The sequence below is a fragment of the Corynebacterium sp. LK10 genome, assembly GCF_008042455.1.
Classification (GTDB): domain Bacteria; phylum Actinomycetota; class Actinomycetes; order Mycobacteriales; family Mycobacteriaceae; genus Corynebacterium; species Corynebacterium jeikeium_D.
Map to the genome: position 1 here is coordinate 147,064 of NZ_NOVT01000022.1, position 19,622 is coordinate 166,685.

17 protein-coding genes and 1 tRNA gene are annotated in these 19,622 nt (G+C 59.2%); 10 read left to right on the plus strand and 8 right to left on the minus strand.

From position 1 onward, the window contains the following. Window positions 1-58: 58 nt before the first annotated feature. Window positions 59-1,051 (plus strand): VWA domain-containing protein, encoded by a 993-nt coding sequence (locus CHU70_RS10080; RefSeq protein WP_049190713.1) that lies wholly within the window; start codon window positions 59-61, stop codon window positions 1,049-1,051. Between the two features lie 119 nt (window positions 1,052-1,170). Next, window positions 1,171-2,229, plus strand: coding sequence for a ferrochelatase (locus CHU70_RS10085; protein WP_069359553.1), 1,059 nt, complete (start codon window positions 1,171-1,173; stop codon window positions 2,227-2,229). A gap of 40 nt (window positions 2,230-2,269) precedes the next feature. Here the strand turns inward: CHU70_RS10085 and CHU70_RS10090 are convergent, their stop codons facing one another. Next, a complete protein-coding gene (locus tag CHU70_RS10090; protein WP_147719035.1) occupies window positions 2,270-3,127 on the minus strand; it encodes a hypothetical protein in 858 nt (285 codons plus the stop codon). 65 nt (window positions 3,128-3,192) lie between these two features. Between CHU70_RS10090 and CHU70_RS10095 the strand changes: the two genes are divergently transcribed. The 3 genes from CHU70_RS10095 (at window position 3,193) to CHU70_RS10105 (ending at window position 6,037) form a co-directional block, all read left to right on the plus strand. Continuing rightward, window positions 3,193-4,047: a DUF3097 domain-containing protein gene (locus tag CHU70_RS10095; RefSeq protein WP_048734135.1), complete on the plus strand. Its 855-nt coding sequence runs from the start codon at window positions 3,193-3,195 to the stop codon at window positions 4,045-4,047. Window positions 4,048-4,107: 60 nt separating this feature from the next. Further along, a complete protein-coding gene (locus CHU70_RS10100) occupies window positions 4,108-4,545 on the plus strand; it encodes an NfeD family protein (RefSeq protein ID WP_042388696.1) in 438 nt (145 codons plus the stop codon). 91 nt (window positions 4,546-4,636) lie between these two features. Beyond that, window positions 4,637-6,037, plus strand: a complete 1,401-nt coding sequence (locus tag CHU70_RS10105; protein ID WP_048734130.1) for an SPFH domain-containing protein — start codon at window positions 4,637-4,639, stop codon at window positions 6,035-6,037. Between the two features lie 4 nt (window positions 6,038-6,041). Here CHU70_RS10105 and CHU70_RS10110 read toward each other — a convergent pair whose 3' ends face one another. Both CHU70_RS10110 and CHU70_RS10115 read right to left on the minus strand, forming a co-directional pair. Further along, window positions 6,042-6,614 carry a hypothetical protein gene (locus CHU70_RS10110; RefSeq protein WP_049190712.1) on the minus strand — a complete coding sequence of 191 codons (573 nt, stop codon included), beginning with the start codon at window positions 6,612-6,614 and terminating at the stop codon, window positions 6,042-6,044. Window positions 6,615-6,741: 127 nt separating this feature from the next. Then, entirely contained in the window at window positions 6,742-7,413 is a 672-nt protein-coding gene (locus tag CHU70_RS10115; protein WP_052317814.1) for a TVP38/TMEM64 family protein, read from the minus strand. Between the two features lie 386 nt (window positions 7,414-7,799). On the opposite strand from CHU70_RS10115, the gene CHU70_RS10120 reads away from it, so the two are divergent. From CHU70_RS10120 to meaB, 3 genes are all read left to right on the plus strand, one after another. Beyond that, window positions 7,800-9,692, plus strand: a complete 1,893-nt coding sequence (locus CHU70_RS10120; RefSeq protein ID WP_070858592.1) for a methylmalonyl-CoA mutase family protein — start codon at window positions 7,800-7,802, stop codon at window positions 9,690-9,692. Window positions 9,693-9,700: 8 nt separating this feature from the next. Beyond that, complete coding sequence (gene scpA, locus CHU70_RS10125; RefSeq protein WP_070862621.1) at window positions 9,701-11,920, plus strand: methylmalonyl-CoA mutase; 2,220 nt, start codon at window positions 9,701-9,703, stop codon at window positions 11,918-11,920. A gap of 66 nt (window positions 11,921-11,986) precedes the next feature. Continuing rightward, complete coding sequence (meaB, locus tag CHU70_RS10130) at window positions 11,987-13,099, plus strand: methylmalonyl Co-A mutase-associated GTPase MeaB (RefSeq protein ID WP_147719034.1); 1,113 nt, start codon at window positions 11,987-11,989, stop codon at window positions 13,097-13,099. Window positions 13,100-13,159: 60 nt separating this feature from the next. Here the strand turns inward: meaB and CHU70_RS10135 are convergent, their stop codons facing one another. Then, window positions 13,160-13,492 carry a metalloregulator ArsR/SmtB family transcription factor gene (locus tag CHU70_RS10135; protein ID WP_048734120.1) on the minus strand — a complete coding sequence of 111 codons (333 nt, stop codon included), beginning with the start codon at window positions 13,490-13,492 and terminating at the stop codon, window positions 13,160-13,162. 186 nt (window positions 13,493-13,678) lie between these two features. On the opposite strand from CHU70_RS10135, the gene cls reads away from it, so the two are divergent. Further along, on the plus strand, window positions 13,679-15,172 hold the full coding sequence (gene cls / locus CHU70_RS10140; protein WP_070862619.1) for a cardiolipin synthase: 1,494 nt from the start codon (window positions 13,679-13,681) through the stop codon (window positions 15,170-15,172). A 77-nt stretch (window positions 15,173-15,249) separates the two neighbouring features. Here the strand turns inward: cls and CHU70_RS10145 are convergent. Next, a tRNA-Leu gene (locus tag CHU70_RS10145) sits at window positions 15,250-15,335 on the minus strand. Window positions 15,336-15,561: 226 nt separating this feature from the next. Between CHU70_RS10145 and CHU70_RS10150 the strand changes: the two genes are divergently transcribed. After that, window positions 15,562-16,134, plus strand: coding sequence for a YbhB/YbcL family Raf kinase inhibitor-like protein (locus tag CHU70_RS10150; RefSeq protein WP_049170574.1), 573 nt, complete (start codon window positions 15,562-15,564; stop codon window positions 16,132-16,134). A gap of 138 nt (window positions 16,135-16,272) precedes the next feature. Here CHU70_RS10150 and CHU70_RS10155 read toward each other — a convergent pair whose 3' ends face one another. The 3 genes from CHU70_RS10155 to CHU70_RS10165 all read right to left on the minus strand — a co-directional run bounded on the left by CHU70_RS10155 (window position 16,273) and on the right by CHU70_RS10165 (window position 19,581). Beyond that, the gene (locus CHU70_RS10155) at window positions 16,273-17,373 is read right to left on the minus strand and encodes a quinone-dependent dihydroorotate dehydrogenase (protein ID WP_049189276.1); all 1,101 of its coding nucleotides are present in this window, start codon (window positions 17,371-17,373) and stop codon (window positions 16,273-16,275) included. Beyond that, window positions 17,374-18,537: a hypothetical protein gene (locus tag CHU70_RS10160; RefSeq protein ID WP_179078157.1), complete on the minus strand. Its 1,164-nt coding sequence runs from the start codon at window positions 18,535-18,537 to the stop codon at window positions 17,374-17,376. Between the two features lie 108 nt (window positions 18,538-18,645). Further along, window positions 18,646-19,581 (minus strand): aldo/keto reductase, encoded by a 936-nt coding sequence (locus CHU70_RS10165; RefSeq protein WP_070862694.1) that lies wholly within the window; start codon window positions 19,579-19,581, stop codon window positions 18,646-18,648. Window positions 19,582-19,622 lie beyond the last annotated feature (41 nt).

Sequence of the window (19,622 nt, forward strand, 5' to 3'; positions counted from 1 at the left end):
AGCCACTGGTTTATACGCGGCTGTTTAGGCGACTGGATGTGAGGAAACTGATACCGCGATGACGTTCCTAAACTCAACTTTTGCGCACCCAGGGTGGCTGCTCGCACTCGCTCTGCCTCTCGTGGCAGCCGTGGCCTATTGGATCAGCACTAAGCAGCGAAAGCAACGTGCCATTGCCTTTGGCAACTTCACCATCGTTGGGTCACTGGGGAATAAGTCGTCGGCACGCCTGCGCCATGTCGTGGCTATCAGTGCGCTGTTGTCGCTAGTTCTGGTCATCATTTCATTGGCTGGTCCGATTTCGGAGACCAAAGTCGCCCGCAACCGAGCGACGGTCATGCTGGTGGTCGACGTTTCGCTGTCTATGTCGGCGACAGATGTTGCGCCAGACCGCATCACTGCCGCTAAAGAAGCCGGCCAAGAGTTCGTGGAGAACCTTCCCGACGACCTCAATATCGGCCTGGTGACGTTCTCTGGTCGCGCTCGCACTGCTGTTAGCCCGACTACCAACCATGACACCGTGAATCGAGCGCTCCAGGCTGCTGAGTTAGATCAGGCGACTGCGACCGGTGATGCCATCGCAGCCGCGCTCGATGCCATCAATCAGTTCAGCGACTCAGTTCAGGGCGGGGGAGAAGGCGCCCCACCAGCTACAATCGTGCTGCTTTCCGACGGCAAACAGACCGTCCCACAAGAACTCGACGATCCCCGCGGCGCATATACCGCCGCCGCCGAAGCCGCCAAGGCCGGGGTGCCAGTCAACACGATTTCGTTCGGTACCGCGCAAGGCGCAATCACGGTTCAGGGCGAATTAATTCCAGTGCCTAACGACGACGATTCGCTGCGAGAAATCGCCCGTCGAACAAAAGGTGAGTTCTTCAGCGCTGGCTCCCTCGAGCAGCTCCGCGATGCCTATGGCTCACTGGAAGATGACATCGGTTACGAACTCAAGCGGGCCGAGAATCCGAGGCCCTATCTGATCGCAGCCTTCGCGATGCTGCTAGTGACCGTGGGCTCACTGCTTGTGACCAATCGTCGAATTCCGCAGTAGGGCTGGGTTAGGGTGCCGTCGTAAAGCGATTTGTATGGAACCCGATTGGCAGGAGACGCCGGGGGCATTGAGCAGTCGTCTTATGGAGTCCTCAGACTGCGCTACTAACATGATTAGCTATGTCTTCTGATAATTTTGACGCTATTTTGCTGTTGTCTTTCGGCGGTCCCGAAAAGATGGCCGATGTGCGTCCCTTCCTGGAGAATGTCACCCGCGGCCGCGGAATTCCGCCGGAGAGGTTGGACGAAGTCGGTGCTCACTACGCGCACTTTGGCGGTAAGTCCCCGCTCAACGATTTAAACCGCGAAATTGTCTCCAACCTTAAGGCTGAGCTCACTCGCCGTGGCTATGACTTGCCTGTTTATTTCGGCAATCGCAATTGGCATCCGATGGCTGAAGACACCGCGGCAAAGATGGCTGATGACGGTGTTAAGCGAGCGCTCGTTTTCGCCACTAGCGCCTGGGGCGGCTACTCCGGCTGCCGCCAGTATCACGAAGACATTGCTCGGATGCGCGAATCTCTGGGCGACCGTGCTTTTGACATGGAGAAAATCCGGAGCTTCTACGATCATCCGCTCTTTATAAAAGCCTATGCAGACGCAGTGCGTGAGGCGTTTGCCAAGCTACCGGATGACCGCCGTGAGGACGCCCGGCTTATTTTCACCGCTCACTCTATTCCGGTCTCGGCGGACAAGGCATCCGGGCCGGTAGAGCTCGGCGGAAATCTTTACTCCCGCCAGGTCAACGAAGCAGCACGGCTCGTCGCCGACGCAGTGGGTATCACCGACTTTGACGTCGTCTGGCAGTCCCGCTCTGGCCCGGAGCACGTGCCGTGGTTGGAGCCTGACATCGTCGACCACGTTGAAGCGAAGGTCGCCAACGGCCTCCGATCCGCAATAGTGTGCCCGATTGGCTTCATCTCGGATCATGTTGAGGTCGCCTGGGATTTGGATGCTGAGCTTCAGGATGAAATGGCTCATCACGACATCGTCATCGAGCGGGTCGCAACGCCTGGTCCGACGGCTACTTTCACTGACATGCTCGTGGAGCTCATCGAAGAGCGCATCGCAGATGTCAAGCCCCGCCATCTGGGAAGTGAACCGCTACTCGGCTCGGCCTGCAACGGCGCTCCCTGCGCCGCATCCTGTTGTACCCCGGCAAAGCGCCGCCCACACTGATTCCTTTGGTTTCAATCGGGCCTCGGGGCAGGGCAAATCTCTAGCGGGTCCACTCCTGAATCGCGTATTCCACCGCGCTCATCCGCGCCTGCCGGATCTTTCGCCACAGCGGGATGAGCTGCGCGTCAAACGCGGCGCTGCCGTGCCCGGACTCGCTGCCCTGTGCCACCGCCAGAATCGACGACACCCGATCAGCTCTGGCGAGCACTCCCAGTGCACGGCGCGGCACATCATCCGGCACAAAGGCCATGTCCAGGTGGTCATCGAGCATGCCGACCATCAGCCGGGGATCCAATTTCGGGGCACCACTGCTTGGCGACGTCAGCGGTGAACGCGGCATCGCCGCAATCGTGGCAGCCGCAACCCGCGCCGCATCTGCCAGCTGTAAATCCGCCTCGCCAGGGGAGAGATAGGCCGGCTCGGGAATGTGGCCTTCCAGTGTGTACCAATGCCACTGCGGTAGGCCTGGCACCGGCGTTGTCACTGGTATGAGCACATGGTTCCAGCCCGGCTCCGCATCCGCAATCACAATGGCCGAGCCTGCTGCGCGTGCAGCTTCAGCGGCGTCGGTTCCCGCAGGCAGTGCAGGTGCATCACCGGGCCCGGAGAGAATGAGGCGGACGAGGGGACGGTGGTCACTGTGCCAATCTCCCGCTTCAGTAACCGCTCGAAGAAGGCGGAGCATGTCGCTTCGATCGAGATCAGCGTCGCAATCGATGACATTCGGAACCGTGGCGTCGGCAAGCACGAACGTCCCCGGAACTGACGTGGGTCCGCCGAGCGAGTCTAGCGCGTCGAGGAGATGATCGTAGTTTTCCAAACCCGACAACCACGCGCCCAGCCAAAGGGCGATGTGCTGAGTTGGACTCCAGACCTGGTCGAGAACACTGCGCTGCATAGTGCAGCTCATCCTAGTGCAGCGTGTCGTTGGTCCCGTAACCGATGCTGTTAATCTCAGTACCCATGAGCTTTCAAGACCCGTACCGCAATCAGGACGTGTTCGCTGGCGCACGTGGCCACCGCCGTCGTATCCCACAGCCGGCACGCGAGGTGACAGCAGAAAATGGTGTTGTCGTCGAGGCGTCCTATGACGGATTCGTCGGTGCGATTATCGGGTTGGAGAAAACTTTCGACGGCTGGTGCGTCCGGCTGGAGGACCGCCACGGCAAGTCGCGGCTATTTCCCATGCACGAGCGCGGATTTCTCATCGACGGCAAACCTGTGACTCTGGTGCGTCCGAAGGCACAACCCAAAAAGCCCTCACAGGATCTATCGGCATCGGGCTCGCGCAAGGTTCACAACGTCAAGGCGAAAGTTGCTCTCCCCAGCCGTATTTGGGTCGAGGGTATTCATGACGCGGCAATTGTCGAGAAGGTATGGGGCCACGATTTGCGTGTCGAAGGCGTAGTCGTGGAGTATCTGGAGGGCTTGGACAACCTTCCAGAACGCTTGGCCGAATTTGGTCCGGGTCCGAAGCGCCGCGTCGGAGTCCTGGCAGACCACTTGGTGGAGGGCAGTAAGGAAAGCCGCATGACTCAGCAGCTCGGCCCGCACGTGATGGTCACAGGCCACCCGTTTATCGATGTCTGGCAAGCGGTCAAACCCTCGTCGGTAGGCATCGAGGCATGGCCGGAAGTTCCCTACGGGGAGGACTGGAAGACAGGAATCTGCCGTCGCTTGGGCTGGGGAGACGACCCCAAGGAGGGCTGGCGACGTGTCTACGCAGGTGTACACACCTACCGTGATCTGGAGTCAGATTTGATTGGCGCAGTTGAGCGCCTGGTCGACTTCGTAACTGAGCCACATATGCAGTACTGACCCCGGAATACTGGCTCCACTCGCCCCACATTTGTTCTGCAAAGTAGGTAGGGTGAGGGCGTGATTCCTCTCCTTTGGCTCGGAGCAAGCCTCCTACTGGTTCTCGGTGAACTCGCAGTCGGAGATTTAGCACTGTTAATGCTCGGAGGTGGTGCACTGGCAGCGTCCGGTGCGAGCCAGCTTGGAGCGCCGCTTTGGCTATCAGTGGTTATCTTCGCCGTTGTGTCCGCCGCACTTGTGCTGACAGTTCGCCCTGTGTTGCGCAAAAAGATGGCAAAACCGGACAAGTCCGCCGAACTGGAGTCGCGTCCGGAATTGCTAGCGGGCCGTCATGCTGAGGTCATCGAGCCAGTTTCCTCGTCAGCGGGTCTGATTAAGGTCAATGGCGAGTTGTGGAGCGCGCGCAGTCTTCTGACTGCGCAGACCTTCGATGCGAAGGAAAGAGTCACGATTGTAGAGATTTCGGGCAATACCGCAGTAGTGGACAAGCTGCTCTGAGCAGCCAACTCACTTAAAGGGCGCTCGGAGCACTCTTAGTTACTGACCATTAAATAACTGACCACACAGTTTCTAGCTACGAGGGAATCCCATGGAAGGCTTTATCATCCTCGTCGTTTTCATTCTCGTGGTTGTTACCTTGGTTCTCAAAGCGATTGTCCTGGTTCCTCAGGGTGAAGCGGCAATCGTAGAGCGACTGGGACGATACACGCAGACACTGAACAGCGGCCTGAACTTCATCATCCCGATCATTGACCGAGTGCGCGAGAAGGTCGATACCCGTGAGCGTATGGTTACCTTCCCGCCACAGGCAGTGATCACCGAAGACAACCTGACTGTGGCTATCGATACCGTCGTGACCTTCCAGGTCAATGAACCGGATCGGGCAATTTACGGTATCGATGACTACATCTTCGGCGTCGAACAGATCACCACCGCAACGCTTCGCGACGTCGTGGGTGGCCTGACACTGGAAGAGACACTGACTTCCCGTGACTACATCAACCGCCGTCTGCGCGGCGAGCTGGACGAGGCCACTGCCAAGTGGGGTCTTCGTATCGCTCGTGTGGAGCTGAAGGCCATTGAGCCGCCACCGTCGATTCAGCAGTCGATGGAAAAGCAGATGAAGGCCGATCGCGAGAAGCGCGCCATGATTCTGACTGCGGAAGGTACCCGCGAAGCCGATATTAAAACTGCTGAGGGCCGTAAGCAGGCACAGATTCTGGCCGCCGAAGGTAACAAGCACGCAGCAATTCTGGCTGCTGAGGCTGAGCGTCAGGCAACCATTCTGCGCGCTGAGGGTACTCGCGCCGCTACCTACCTTGAGGCACAGGGTAATGCTCGCGCTATCCAGAAGGTCAACGCAGCTGTTAAGGCTTCACAGTTGACACCTGAGATTCTTGCCTGGCAGTACCTGGAGAAGCTGCCTGAGCTGGCAAATAAGGACGGCAATACTGTTTGGATGATTCCGTCGCAGTTCGGCGACAGTCTCGAGAGCTTCGCTAGGGCTTTCGGCAAGAAGGATGCCGACGGTGTCTTCCGCTACGAGCCTCCGGCCGTGAGCCGAGAGACCAAGGAAGAGGCTGAGCAGGGCCGCGACGAGAACTGGTTCGACATGTCGACTAACCCGGAGTTGGCTCGTGCAGTTGCCGCGGCGAACGAGGTCGCTAACCGCCCGGTTGATGATCCGGTAGCTGCAGCAGCTGGTAATACCCCTGAGAGGAAGAAGAATCGCCGCGCTGATTCGGCTCAGCCCGCTCAGCCTGAACAGTTGGGTGGCCAGAACGGCCCGGCAGCGGTTGAACCTGCGACACCGGCTGCGCCCGCTGCGCCGGCCACACCGGCTGCGCCGTCAGTTCCTTCCGGCAAACGTGACCTGCCCTCGGCTCCTGGCACCGGCAATACCAATGCAGGCGGCGGTACACACTCCGCCGAGCGTCCAGATTTTTCAGGATGGTCACGTGACCCTTACGCCCCAGAAAATGGGCAGTAAGCTTTTATAACTCATCAGCTCGCTGAAGCAGGTGGACGGCCAGGTTCCATCCGGCCAGCTCCGCCTGCCAGCCAGCTGCTGCGAGGCGCTGATTGACGGCCTGCTTTGAAACTCCCAATTCTTCCGCGGCCTCTACCTGTGAATAACCAGCGCGAACCAAACCAGTTGCCTCGCGGCCTTCGGGGGACCTGCGAGAGATAACGTGGTGCAGCAATGTGAATGCTGCACCAATATCCTCCGAGTAATCCTTACCACGCGGATTGTTAGTCCGAATGCGGGTTTTTACCGTGCCGGCCCTGCCTCCCTTACCGATGACTGAGCTCGATGCCAGATGCGCTTGCTCAATGTCGTCCTGAGGACAAACACCGATACCTATCGCCCAGTCACCTGCGGCCAATAGCGCCAGCACAAGCGTGGTGACTCCCACAGCATTTTCAGGAGCTGCGCGAAGCTCTTCGATACCTGCAACCTCAACAGTTCCTACGCCTTCCAGGCCGGAAAGTGCCTGCGCAGAGGCCTGAACGTGATCTGCCCTGCGAGTAGATCGACCGCGATACCTGGCAAAGACTGAATACATACGCTCTAGTCTAGCCCCACCCCTTGACAGTTGGGCTAAGACACTTTCCTTCCCTCCGCACACTCACGGGCGCCCCACACCAACTCGCCGAAAACTCACGTCTAGCTCAAGAGCGCCAAGCGGTGTTTTAACGTTTCGAAGAACCGGTTACGACAGGGAACTTGGCGTCCGCAAGAAGTCCCAGCAAGCCAAGCACGAGCAGAATTCCCGTGGCCACCGCAAAGCGCACGTCGAAGCCGACCAACAGCGCGTCGCCAAGCAGAACGACGGCGAGTGTGTTCGGCGCCGAACCTAGGGCAGTGGCGATGATATACGGCACGATGCGTATCGACGACAGTCCACAGGCGTAGTTGAGAAACGAAAATGGCACGCCAGCAATCATGCGCAAGCTGAGCACTGTGAGCCAGCCGCGTTGCTCCAACCGATGGTCGAGACTGAGAAGACGGCGGTTGGTCAGGTGCGTGCGAAACCAATCGCGTCCCAAAAACCGCACAATGCAGAGGGAGAGAAGGGCAGAAACCGTCGTCGCAGTAATTGCCAGCAGGAAACCGAGCACTGGCCCGAAGAGAATTCCGGAAGCCAAAGTGAATACGGTGCGGGGGATTGGGAACTGAGTCAGTGCAACGTATGCGAGAAAGTAGAGGAGCGGGAACCAGTCACCGGCATCGATGGACCACTGCCGGATGGTAGCGACCGTGGGAACATCGACGTACAGCGTGACGACGACCCCCACACCTACGGCTAGCACCAGTAGAACCTTTTTGAGTGTAGGGGTAATTCGCACATCGGATACGTTCACCCATTTGAGGTTACCGGGGATTGCGGGGAAGCGTGTGACCTGCGCATTGGAGGCTCTGCGAGGAGGGCTAGTCAGCGGCTAAAGGCGTTTGCCCATTATTTCACTAGGATGGGAATCAAGGTCACTATGCCTTGGCTCGAGCACTTGACGTGCCCGTCAGCACAAAACCGAACGTAAGGGTATTGCACAAATAGCTGAAAAGTTCAGTGCATGGACACTCGGGTGAGTCTTAGCGTCTGACTAGTGGCTCTTATTGACTATTGGAGGAAGCCAACGCCTTTAGATCCCTTTCCGTCGCGGAGAATTCGGAAGTTGTCGCAGCCGAATTTCCTCGGTCATGGATTGATAGAGGCGTTGCTTAGAACATGTAAGGGAGAAGGTCTGTCGTGACTGACCGAACGACCCCCGAATCACCTTCCACGCTGCCACCAAACTTCGAGGAATTGCAGAATTCCTGGTATCAGGGCGTGGCCAAGGTATTCGCGCGGGTGCACAAGCAAGACGTTGCAGATGTACCGCTCGATATTTGGAAACGACTGATTCAGACCACCTATGACGGTGTCGATGTTCGCCCGCTCTACACCCGCGCGGACGAGCTCGCGGAAAGCCCAGCTCCGGGCCAGTTCCCATTCGTCCGTGGCGCAAAGGTCACTTCGGACAACACCAACGGTTGGGGCGTTCGGGAAACCTTCGGTCGCCAGTACCCAGGTGAGGATGCACTTGACCCAAAGGCCGTCAACGAGACTCTGCTGACTGCCCTGGAAAACGGCACCACGGACATCCGCCTGGACTTCACCGGCTCCCTCGAAGCCGCTGATGTGCCGGCTCTGCTCAACAACGTCTACGTCGACCTTGCTCCGATTGCCGTGCATGCTGGTAAGAAGACTGCGCAGGTTGCGGAAGCACTGACGTCCTACATCGAGCAGGCGAACCCGACTAATCCGGATAACATCGCAGTCGAGCTTTCTGCAGCTCCGCTGACCTCCGCTTTTGCCGGTATTGACGATGTCTCTCTCGACGAGGCCACTCAGCTGGCCGTCAAGGCGGCTAAGCAGCCGGGCGACGTCCGCGCCCTGCTTGTCGACGGCGTTGTTTTCTCCAACCTGGGTGCAAACAACATCCAGGAGATTGGCTACAGTCTCGCCGTTGGTGTCGCCTACTTGCGTGCGCTGACCGAAGCGGGCTTGAGCGCTGAAGAAGCCCTCGGCCAGATCGCTTTCCGCTTTGCCGCTACCGACGACCAATTCGACACCATTGCGAAGTTCCGCGCCGCTCGCGTTCTGTGGGCCCGCGTTGCTGAGGTTATCGGCGCCCCTGAAGCTGGCCGCGCTCCGATGCACGCTGTGACCGCCCCGGTCATGTTCAGCCAGCGCGATCCGTGGGTCAACATGCTGCGTGTGACTGTCGCCTCCTTCGCCGCAGGTGTCGGCGGTGCCTCCTCAGTTGAGGTTCTGCCGTTTGATTACGCAGTTGTCGGCGGCATGCCGAACGTCTCCAAGACTTTCAAGGCTCGCATCGCTCGCAACACCAACCTGTTGCTGCTGGAAGAGTCTCACCTTGGGTACGTCGCCGACCCAGCAGGTGGCTCCTACTTCGTCGAAGACCTGACCGAGGAAATGGCCGACAAGGCGTGGGAGATCTTCACTGCCACTGAGGCCGGCGGCGGTTTCGCCTCCGCGCAGGCCGATATTCGCACCGCCCTGGACGCTACCTGGGAAAAGCGCCGCGCCGACATCGCACACCGCCGCACCAAGGTCACCGCTATCAACGAGTTCCCGAACCTGGCTGAAGCCCCACTGGCTCCCGAGGCTCGCCCGGAGGGCGACCCGATTCGCCGTTGGGCCAGCGACTTCGAGGCACTGCGCAACCGCTCCGATGACTTCCTGGCTGAAAAGGGCAACCGTCCGCTGATTGCCATGCTGCCGCTGGGTCCGCTGGCCAAGCACAACATCCGCACTGGTTTTACCTCCAACCTGCTGGCTTCCGGCGGTATCGCCGTCGCCAACCCCGGCCAGGTTGTGCCGGGCGAGGCCGGTTTCGAAGAGGCAGTGAAGGCCTCACCGATTGTCGTGCTGTGCGCAGCCGACAGCGAGTACGAGGCCTCGGGCCAGGACGCTGTCAAGGCCGCCCGCGCCGCCGGCGCTAAGGAGGTCTTGGTGGCCGGCTCCGAGAAGAGCTTCGCCAATGCCGCTGAGGACGCTCGCCCCGACGGATACCTGAACATGACCATCGATGCTGTCGCGGAGCTGTCCCGACTGCTGAACGAACTGGGAGCGTGAAGGAAGTAATGACCACCATCCCAAATTTCGCTGACATCTCCCGCAACACCGACGACGCGGCCGCTGCCACTAACAAGGCAGCTGCCGCGGAAGCTGGTGAAGTGTGGACCATTCCAGAGGGCATCGATGTCAAGCGCGTCTACGATCGCGCTGACCGCGACGCCGCTGCCGCCGAGGGCCACCCGGTAGATTCTTTCCCGGGTATCGCCCCATTCATGCGCGGGCCGTACCCGACCATGTACACCAACCAGCCGTGGACTATTCGCCAGTACGCTGGCTTCTCCACCGCAGCTGAGTCCAATGCCTTCTACCGCCGCAACCTCGCGGCCGGCCAGAAGGGCCTTTCGGTCGCTTTCGACCTGGCTACCCACCGTGGCTACGACTCGGACAACCCGCGTGTGTCCGGCGACGTCGGTATGGCCGGCGTGGCAATTGACTCGATTTACGACATGCGTGAGCTCTTCCAGGGCATTGACCTGGGCGGCGTCTCGGTGTCTATGACCATGAACGGCGCTGTGCTGCCGATTCTGGCCTTCTACATTGTCACCGCTGAAGAGCAGGGCGTTTCGACCGAGCAGCTGCGCGGTACGATCCAGAACGACATTCTCAAGGAGTTCATGGTTCGTAACACGTACATCTACCCGCCGAAGCCTTCGATGCGAATCATCTCCTCGATCTTCGAGTACACCTCGGCAAAGATGCCGAAGTTCAACTCGATTTCGATTTCCGGCTACCACATTCAGGAAGCGGGCGCGACGGCCGACCTTGAGCTCGCTTACACGCTTGCCGACGGCATCGAGTACCTACGGGCCGGTATTGACGCTGGCCTGGAAGTTGATAAGTTCGCTCCGCGTCTGTCCTTCTTCTGGGGCATCTCGATGAACACCTTCACCGAGATCGCCAAGCTGCGTGCAGGCCGCATCCTCTGGTCCGAGCTGGTTGGCAAGTTCGGCCCGAAGAACCCGAAGTCGCAGTCCCTGCGTACTCACTCGCAGACCTCCGGTTGGTCGCTGACCGCTCAGGATGTCTACAACAACGTCGCGCGTACTGCTGTTGAGGCTATGGCCGCAACACAGGGCCACACCCAGTCGCTGCACACCAACGCACTGGACGAGGCCCTGGCACTGCCGACTGACTTCTCAGCCCGTATTGCTCGTAACACTCAGCTGCTGCTTCAGCAGGAGTCCAACACCACGCGTCCGGTTGATCCGTGGGCTGGTTCCTACTACATCGAGTGGCTGACTAATGAGCTGGTCAAGCGTGCACGCCAGCACATCGACGAGGTCGAAGAGGCCGGCGGTATGGCACAGGCCACCATCGAGGGCATTCCGAAGCTGCGTATTGAAGAGGCCGCAGCTCGTACGCAGGCTCGTATTGACTCGGGCCGTCAGGCTCTCATCGGCGTGAATAAGTACCAGGTCGAAGAGGACGAGGCCATCGAGGTTCTCAAGGTTGAGAACTCCCGCGTGCGCCAGGAGCAGATTGACAAGCTGGCTCGCCTGCGCGCCGAGCGCGACGAGGAAGAGGTTCAGAAGGCACTGGCCGCTCTGACCGACGCTTGCCGTAACCCGGGTGAACCGGGGGACCTGGACAAGAACCTGTTGAAGCTCGCTGTCGACTGTGCTCGCGCCATGGCCTCCATCGGTGAAATCTCCGACGCCTTGGAAGAGGTCTTTGGCCGCCACCAGGCCGAGATTCGTACCCTCTCCGGCGTCTACAAGGACGAAGTTGGCAAGGAGGGTGCCGTGTCCAACGTCTCCAAGGCCATCGCCATGGCCGATAAGTTCGAAGAGCAGGAAGGTCGCCGTCCCCGTATCTTCCTGGCCAAGATGGGCCAGGATGGTCACGACCGTGGCCAGAAGGTCATCGCGTCCGCCTACGCGGACCTCGGCATGGACGTTGACGTGGGACCGCTGTTCCAGACTCCGGAGGAGGCCGCCAAATCGGCAGTCGACTCGGATGTCCACGTCGTCGGTGTTTCTTCACTAGCCGCCGGACACCTGACGCTCGTTCCTGCCCTGCGCGATGAGCTGGCAAAGCTGGGGCGCGAGGACATCATGATTGTTGTCGGTGGTGTTATCCCACCGGGCGACTTCCAGGAACTCTACGATGCCGGCGCCGCGGCTATTTACCCGCCGGGCACTGTCATCGCTGATTCGGCAATCGACATGATGACCAAGCTCTCTAACGAGCTGGGCCTCGACCTTGCCGTTGACGAAGAGTCCTAAATAACTACCGCATCCGCGCTGGGCTGACTGTTCAGCTCAGCGCGTTGTCGGAATTGAGAAGTAGCGATGAACGAGTATCTTGAAGAAAACCTGGGCACCCTCGTCACTACCGCTGGCACGGTCGTTGAGGGAAAGACCGCTGTAGCCCCCGAAGTCGTCCGCCGTGCGCGACGACGGATTGATGTCGACGACCTCTTTGAGGGCGTGCGGGCTGGAAACCGCACTAAGTTGGCTCGGGCAATCACGCTGCTGGAGTCGACTGCTCCGGCGCATAAGGTGCTGGCTCAGGAACTACTGGTGAAGTTGCTACCATTTTCCGGCAAGGCCATGCGCGTCGGACTTACCGGCGTCCCCGGCGTCGGTAAATCAACCACGATTGAAACCCTCGGGCTAAAGCTGATCGAGGAAGGCCACCGCGTTGCGGTGCTGGCCATCGACCCGTCGTCGACGAAGTCCGGTGGCTCGATTCTGGGCGACAAGACCCGTATGTCCCGGCTCTCGGCCGCGGATGAGGCCTTCATCCGTCCGTCGCCCTCTGCGGGCACGCTCGGTGGTGTCGCCAAGGCAACGCGTGAGGCCATGGTGGTGCTCGAGGCCGCAGGCTACGACATTGTCATCGTCGAAACTGTCGGCGTCGGCCAGTCCGAGGTCGCGGTGGCCCAGATGGTGGATACGTTTGCGTTTCTGGCACTCGCCGGCGCCGGTGACCAACTCCAGGGCATCAAGAAGGGTGTGCTGGAGATGGCCGACGTGATTTCTATCAACAAGGCGGATGGTAAGAACTTGCGTCCGGCAAAGCGCGCTGCGCGTGATCTGATGACGGCCATGAAGATGGTTCGCTCCTCAGACCAAGTCTGGACGCCACCGGTACTGACTATGTCGGCATTGGAGGACGACGGCATCGACAAGTTCTGGCAGGCCATCGAGGACCATGTCGCGGCTATGCACGAGAATCATCTCTTTGATGAAAACCGCGCTAACCAGCAGATTAAGTGGATGTGGTCCATGGTGCACGAAACGCTCTTGCAGCGGCTCAACACCAATGAGGCTGTGCAGACAGAGAGCACCCTGGTGGAAAAACAACTCCGCTCGGGGCAGCTGACACCGACGCTCGGCGCCCAGCGCATCATGGAGGCATTTGACCAGGGAAGGGCATCGAACCCCGGGCTCGCCAACTAGGTTCTGAAGGGCGCGGGGTTTTCGTCGTAAAGCGAGTAAAGCGGGCGTATCCGTGTGCGCCTACTGACCGCGGTGATGGGGCGGATCGCTGTAGAGCGTGTGTTCGGCGAAGTGGAGAGCGTTGACCACGAGGTTGGTAAGGTGCTCGTCGGGCTGAGAGTAGAAGCTAGACGTGCCCTCCTTACGGGTCTGCACCATATTGGCCATGCGCAACTTCGCCAGGTGCTGAGAAATCGCGGGGACGGGGCGATCGAGCGCGCTAGCGATGGCGGTGACGGTCATCTCCCCGTCACGGAGGAGCGACAGGATCGAGAGACGCGTCTTGTCGGCCATCAACTTCAGTACGTTAGTGGCAACGTCGAACTCGGTGCTCGTAGGAGCCTTCTCAGTCATTTGGAGGGGTAGTCCTTTCGAAGTCGACATGCCAAACGCTTGCGATGTTCAATGAGTTGAACCTTACTACGTATTGATACCAGTATTCAATTTCAGATGTCACAATAGGCTGTCACGAAAAGGGGAGAGTGCACCTAAGGGGCCGCGACCAAAGGTACTGAAAATTCCTTCAGTAATATCATCTGCATGGATTGGTTGATGGGTACCTTCCCGTGGCTGGTGGAGGACTTAACGTGGTGGCAAGTACTATTTTTCGCACTCGACTACACGATTAAGTTCATCGCGATTGGATGGGTGCCGGAAAACCGAAGCCCATCGGCTTCGACGGCGTGGCTGCTGCTGATTCTGCTGATTCCATTTATCGGCCTACCTCTGTTCCTCTTCCTGGGCTCGCAGCAGATTACGGGCCGTCGGCATGAGGTACAGGCACTGGCACAGGAGCTCATTGCGGAACGTACCGAGCATCTGCCCGACGTACCGGACGATGCCGAGATAGAAGATGACGTTGTCAACGTATTCAAGCTCTCGCGCCAGCTCACGGGAATGCCGGCAATTGCCAGCGCGGAAAAGGGACTTTTCACCGAATTCGACGCCTCCATTGACCGCATGATTGAGACCATCGATGCGGCCCAGAAATCAATCCACGTGCAGTCCTACATCTTTGCACTGGATTCCAGCACGGAGCCTTTCATACAGGCTCTTGAACGCGCGCACGACAGGGGACTAGAGGTCAAGGTACTGGTCGATCCAATTGGTTCGTGGAAGTACCCCGGCTACTACAAGCTGAAAAAGCGCCTGGACCAGGCTAAAATCTCCTGGCACCCGATGCTGCCCGTGAGCTTGCTGAAGCTCACCTGGCGCCGCCTGGATCTGCGTAATCACCGCAAGCTCGTAGTTGTTGACGGCGACATTGTATTCATGGGCTCGCAGAATTTGATTGAGCCCGAATATCAGAAGAAAAGGAACCATAAGATCGGCCGTCGCTGGGTGGACACGTGGATTGAGCTCGAGGGCGATATTGCGCTGGCCTTCGACGCAATTTTCGCGGTTGATTGGACCAGCGAGCTATACAAGACCCCAGACGCCACCAGGGACTATTCACTCCACAACACCGAAGTCAACGACAACTACAACGTTGTCCAGGTGCTGCCGTCGGGTCCGGGCTTCAGCACGGAGCCGAACCTGCGCGTCTTCAATAACATGATCTACCAGGCACACGAGCGGATTATCGCCGTCAGCCCGTACTTCGTCCCCGACGAATCCATGCTCATGGCGCTGACCTCTGCCGCATATGGAGGCATCGACGTCCAGCTCTACGTCAACGAAGAGTCCGATCAGTTCATGGTCGGCCACGCGCAGCAGTCCTACTACCAGGCACTGCTAACCGCTGGCGTGAAGATCTACCGCTATCCGGCGCCTGCGGTCCTGCACTCCAAGTTCATGGTTATCGACGACCGCATGGCCATGTTCGGCTCCTCCAATCTGGATATGCGCTCGTTCGGCCTCAACTACGAGATCACGCTTCTTTCCGCCGCCGGTTCCATCGTGGACAAACTGATCATGCTTGCCGACGAGTACCGCGACAAATCTTTCCTGCTCACCCAGGAGGAATGGAATGACCGGCCCCTTCGTCAGCGCTACCTGGACTCTGTTTTCCGCTTGACCTCGGCGCTGCAATAGGGCAGTCCCATTGGTCCGACAGACAAAGCAAAAATCCCGAGAGCTGCACTAATTGCAGTTTCTCGGGATTTATCTTGTGTCCGGAGGGGGACTTGAACCCCCACGCCCGTTAATAGGGCACTAGCACCTCAAGCTAGCGCGTCTGCCATTCCGCCACCCGGACCGGGTAGGAAGCACTTCCGTGCTGACCTGTGATACTGTATCCCGACTACATAATGAAACACAAATTGCCAGGTCAGAGGGGCATTAGCGCGCCAAACCTGGGTGTAATTACATCAGCGGTGTTAGCCCCGCATCCGCCTTGGATTCGCACTGAGAATCAGGCCCTGCAGATAGGGAGTCTTGTAAAGTCCCTGCAGCGCGCTCATAAAGTAGGCACACTGGTAGTTATGACTACGAATTCCAACGACACCGCAAACGACACTGCAAATGCTCCGGTTTTCCCGGGACCAGATCCGTACGCACCGCTGAAGGATTTGCCAACCTTCGAGCTGTCCTCGCCAGATATCAAGGACGGCGAGAAGATTGCGGATGAATTCCGCGCTCCGTCGAATGTTTCCCCACAACTGGATTGGGCAAATCTGCCGGAGGGCACTAAGTCCATTGCCGTGACCTGCTTCGATCCGGATGCTCCGACCGCTTCGGGCTTCTGGCACTGGGCTGTCTTCAACATTCCAGCGACCGAAAAGGGTCTGCCACAGGGAGCTGGCTCCGAAGACGGCTCTAAGCTGCCAGAAGGCGCTATCCAGCTTGTCGGCGACTCGGGCATGCGTGGTCACTACGGAGCTAACCCACCGGCGCAGCATGCCCCACACCGTTACATGTATGCGGTGCACGCGGTCGACGTGGAGAAGCTTGAAGTTCCGGAAGATGCGACGCCGACCGTGCTTGGCTTCAATCTGTACTTCCACTCGATTGCGCGTGCCATCATCACGCCGTGGTGGGAGAACGTCGGGGAGTAGGGATACGCCGCCCACACGGGCAACTCAACCGACCGGGCACGCTACTCATACAGAAAACCCCGGGGCCAGCGCCTTCATGGCAGCTGGCCCCGGGGTCACGTGTTTATTGGGTTAGGAAGCCTCAACGGCTTTCAGCAATTAACCACGCCACGGCAGACCACAGCCGACTGCCTCCGAAATGGAGTAGAATCCCTGAGCTCGAATCTGGCGAGCCAACCCTTGGTGAATGTCACGAATCCAGTCTGGACCGCCATAAATCAACGGTGTGTAGCCCTGCAACAGGGAAGCGCCGTTGGCAATCCGCTCCCACGCCTGCTCAGCAGTTTCAATGCCGCCGACGCTGATGAGAACTAGTTTGTCTCCGACGCGCTCGTGCAGCAGCTTCAGCACCTCTAGTGACCGAGCTGCCACAGGAGCACCCGAGACTCCACCGGCCCCCATCTCCGCGACCTCATCCGCGGGCGTACGCAGACCCTCACGAGAAATGGTGGTGTTGGTAGCCACAATGCCTGCCAGCCCCAGGTCAACAGCCAGGTCAGCAACCGCGATGACATCATCGTCAGAGAGATCAGGAGCGATTTTGACCAGCACCGGCGAGTCGGTCTCCTCAGTCACCGCTGCCAGAATCGGGCGCAGTGACTCCACCGCCTGAAGGTCGCGCAGACCCGGCGTGTTCGGTGAGGAGACATTGACAACAACGTAGTCCGCCAAGCCGCCGAGCTGGCTGGCCGACTCTCGATAGTCATCGACGGCCTCTTCCAGCGGAGTCACCTTGGTCTTGCCAATGTTGATACCAATCACGTCGTCACTGCGACGCGACCGCAAGTTCTCCGCTACAGCAGCTGCGCCGGGGTTGTTGAAACCCATACGGTTCAAAATGGCGCGGTCTTCCTTCAGACGGAACAGACGCGGGCGATCATTGCCCGGCTGCGGCTTGGCAGTCACGGTTCCCAGTTCCGCGTAGCCAAAACCAATTGGCCCCCAGCAATCCGGAGCAATAGCAGCCTTGTCGAAGCCTGCGGCGAGCCCCAGCGGACGCGGGAAGTCCACGCCGAACACGGTTTGACGCAGCACAGCATCGTCAACAACGAGTAACTTGCTCACCGCCCGCTGTAGACTCTCCGACTTCTGCAGCCCCTTCAGGGTCTTCGAGATGGCCTCGTGAATCTGCTCCGGTGGGACCTGGAACATTGCCTTTAGCGCGAGTTGATAGGACTTGGCGCGAAGTTTCGAAGGCATCTACTTAGTCTCTCCCTCGGAGTCGTCTGCTCCCTTGGTGTCACCTGCACCGGTCGGTAGTTTATCGGCTGGTTCCCGAACCGACATCTCCTCACGAATCTTCTCTGCATCCTGCTTGAAATCAGCAATTGCCTTATCGACGTCCGCGGAGTCAAAAATCTGGGCCCCGTCACCGGTAGCCGAGAAGACGCCAATCTGGCCATCCTCGGTGGCAACAATCGACTGTGGATCTGCAACCGTGTTGATGTCCGCGACCTTGACTGGGGTACCCGAGCTGATGTCGTAGCCAGTCAGCTTGTTCACCTTCGTCGAAGTCACCCAGACAATTCCGCGCGATTCATCGACCGCTACCGCCCACGGAGCCTCCGGGGCCGGAGCTGCCTGGTGGAGGCGAATGACGTCAGTGGCAGTGTAAATAAGAAGCTGGTTGCCCTTGGTGTCTGCGGCAGCAATGACATGATCACCGGAAGCTACCTTGCCGACGCCGATACCCGCACGCAGCGCAGAGCCAGCGCGGGACTCATCGAGCTTGAGCTCATGCACCGAAGTCTCCGGACGGTTGACCTCTAACAGCTTGACGTCCGCGTCATTGTCCGCTTTGGGAATCTCAACGAGCTGCGACCCGTTATTGGCAGCCTTGAAGTCACTGGCCAACTCACCATCAGCGCCGAACACATCGACGACATTGCTATCCGCATGGGCACCGATGATGCGGCCGCCTTCCAGGCCAACTGCGGCGGAGTAGTTGGTGCCACGGCCGACAACGGCCGTTTCCGTAGCCTGGTCAGTAATGACGTGGATGCCATCTTCACACGGCAGCAAAGCGTTAGGGCCGCCCGGCGCGAGCTCACCACACTTCGCGCCCAGCTTCATTGATCGCTCAATTGGGTTATTCAGCGGACCGGCAAAGATTTTGTCCCCGGCCTTCAGGACAACTCGGTCGCCGACCAGCACGGCATCGGTAACGTCCTCATCAATCTTCTTGGCCCTCCCGATAGCAGTATCGGGAGCAGCGGGTGAAGCGGCCGGCACTGGCGTGGCGTTGCCCATTCCGGCATCGATGTCTCCTTCCACATCGGAGGAGCACCCTGCCAGGACCACTGCGCTAGCGGAAAGCCCCGCTAGAAGGGAGGTTATGACACGTCGACGACTGTTTTCACTCACGCTATAGAAACTACCACCCCGGCCTGATTACTTTGTGGACGCCTCCAGCCGTGGGAGGCTCTCGCATTCGTTGTGCCTTATAAGTCTTTATAAGAATGCGGTTACTGATTACAGCGTGACGTCGTCAAGCGCGTTGCAAATCTGCGGTGGCAGCGTGAGTTGTTCGGCGGTGAGGTTTTCGCGTAGCTGAGCGCGGTCTCGAGCGCCAACGAGGATCGAGGTGACGCCCGGCCGATCGCGTGCCCAGGAAATCGCTGCGACGGCAGCACTGACGCCGAGCCCCTTGGCTGCGGTGGTCAGCGCGCCTGCAACCGTGACGCCGCGCGTGTCGAGATAGTCCTGTACCTCTGCGTCGGCGTGTTCGGAAGCAGCGCGGGAGTCCTCGGGAATGATGTGCTGGTATTTGGCGGTCAAAACGCCTTGGGCCAGTGGGGCGCCACCGATAAAGCCGAGCCCCAAATGCTCACAGGCGAGCAGTAGTTCAGCCTCAGGGCTTCGCTGGAGCAGCGAGTACTCATGCTGTGCGAACACCGGAGCGATTCGATCCGCGGCGGCATGCGTCACCGCCGCCTGCCAACCGCTGTATCCACGCACTCCGGCGTAACGTACTTTCCCCGTGAGCACAGCCCATTCCAGGGTATCGGCGACCTCTTCCGGTGGGGTCAGCCCATCCCAGTAGCCGGGCGACCACAGATCAATGTGTTCGACGCCGAGGCGTGCGAGCGTATCGTCGAGGTCCTTTTGCAGTGTCTTACGCGAGCAGTCCACGCGCCTGCCGACGGGCCGCTCGGGGTGTATGCCAGATGCGACCGAGAGCACCAATTCGTCGGCGACACCGCGCTTTGCGATGACTGCACCCAGCATGTCGGCAACAGTGTCGCCGCCGTGGAGTGGGGAAGCGTCGACAAGGTTGCCTCCGGCGTCGAGGAAGTCCGTCAGGATGCGTCCGGCTTCGTCTTGCCTGGTACCCGCACCCCAGGTGGCCGTACCCAGCCCCAAGGCGGAGACGCGTAAACCGCTGTTGCCCAGAATTCGTTGTTGCACGATTTTTACTTTAGGACACCCGTGTGCGGTCGCGGGAAAAG

Bases quoted from the DNA above. Each gene is read 5' to 3' on its own strand.
- CHU70_RS10080 (WP_049190713.1), top strand. From the start codon at position 59: ATGACGTTCCTAAACTCAACTTTTGCGCACCCAGGGTGGCTGCTCGCA.
- CHU70_RS10085 (WP_069359553.1), top strand. From the start codon at position 1,171: ATGTCTTCTGATAATTTTGACGCTATTTTGCTGTTGTCTTTCGGCGGT.
- CHU70_RS10090 (WP_147719035.1), bottom strand. From the start codon at position 3,127: ATGCAGCGCAGTGTTCTCGACCAGGTCTGGAGTCCAACTCAGCACATC.
- CHU70_RS10095 (WP_048734135.1), top strand. From the start codon at position 3,193: ATGAGCTTTCAAGACCCGTACCGCAATCAGGACGTGTTCGCTGGCGCA.
- CHU70_RS10105 (WP_048734130.1), top strand. From the start codon at position 4,637: ATGGAAGGCTTTATCATCCTCGTCGTTTTCATTCTCGTGGTTGTTACC.
- CHU70_RS10110 (WP_049190712.1), bottom strand. From the start codon at position 6,614: ATGTATTCAGTCTTTGCCAGGTATCGCGGTCGATCTACTCGCAGGGCA.
- scpA (WP_070862621.1), top strand. From the start codon at position 9,701: ATGACCACCATCCCAAATTTCGCTGACATCTCCCGCAACACCGACGAC.
- meaB (WP_147719034.1), top strand. From the start codon at position 11,987: ATGAACGAGTATCTTGAAGAAAACCTGGGCACCCTCGTCACTACCGCT.
- CHU70_RS10135 (WP_048734120.1), bottom strand. From the start codon at position 13,492: ATGACTGAGAAGGCTCCTACGAGCACCGAGTTCGACGTTGCCACTAAC.
- cls (WP_070862619.1), top strand. From the start codon at position 13,679: ATGGATTGGTTGATGGGTACCTTCCCGTGGCTGGTGGAGGACTTAACG.
- CHU70_RS10150 (WP_049170574.1), top strand. From the start codon at position 15,562: ATGACTACGAATTCCAACGACACCGCAAACGACACTGCAAATGCTCCG.
- CHU70_RS10155 (WP_049189276.1), bottom strand. From the start codon at position 17,373: ATGCCTTCGAAACTTCGCGCCAAGTCCTATCAACTCGCGCTAAAGGCA.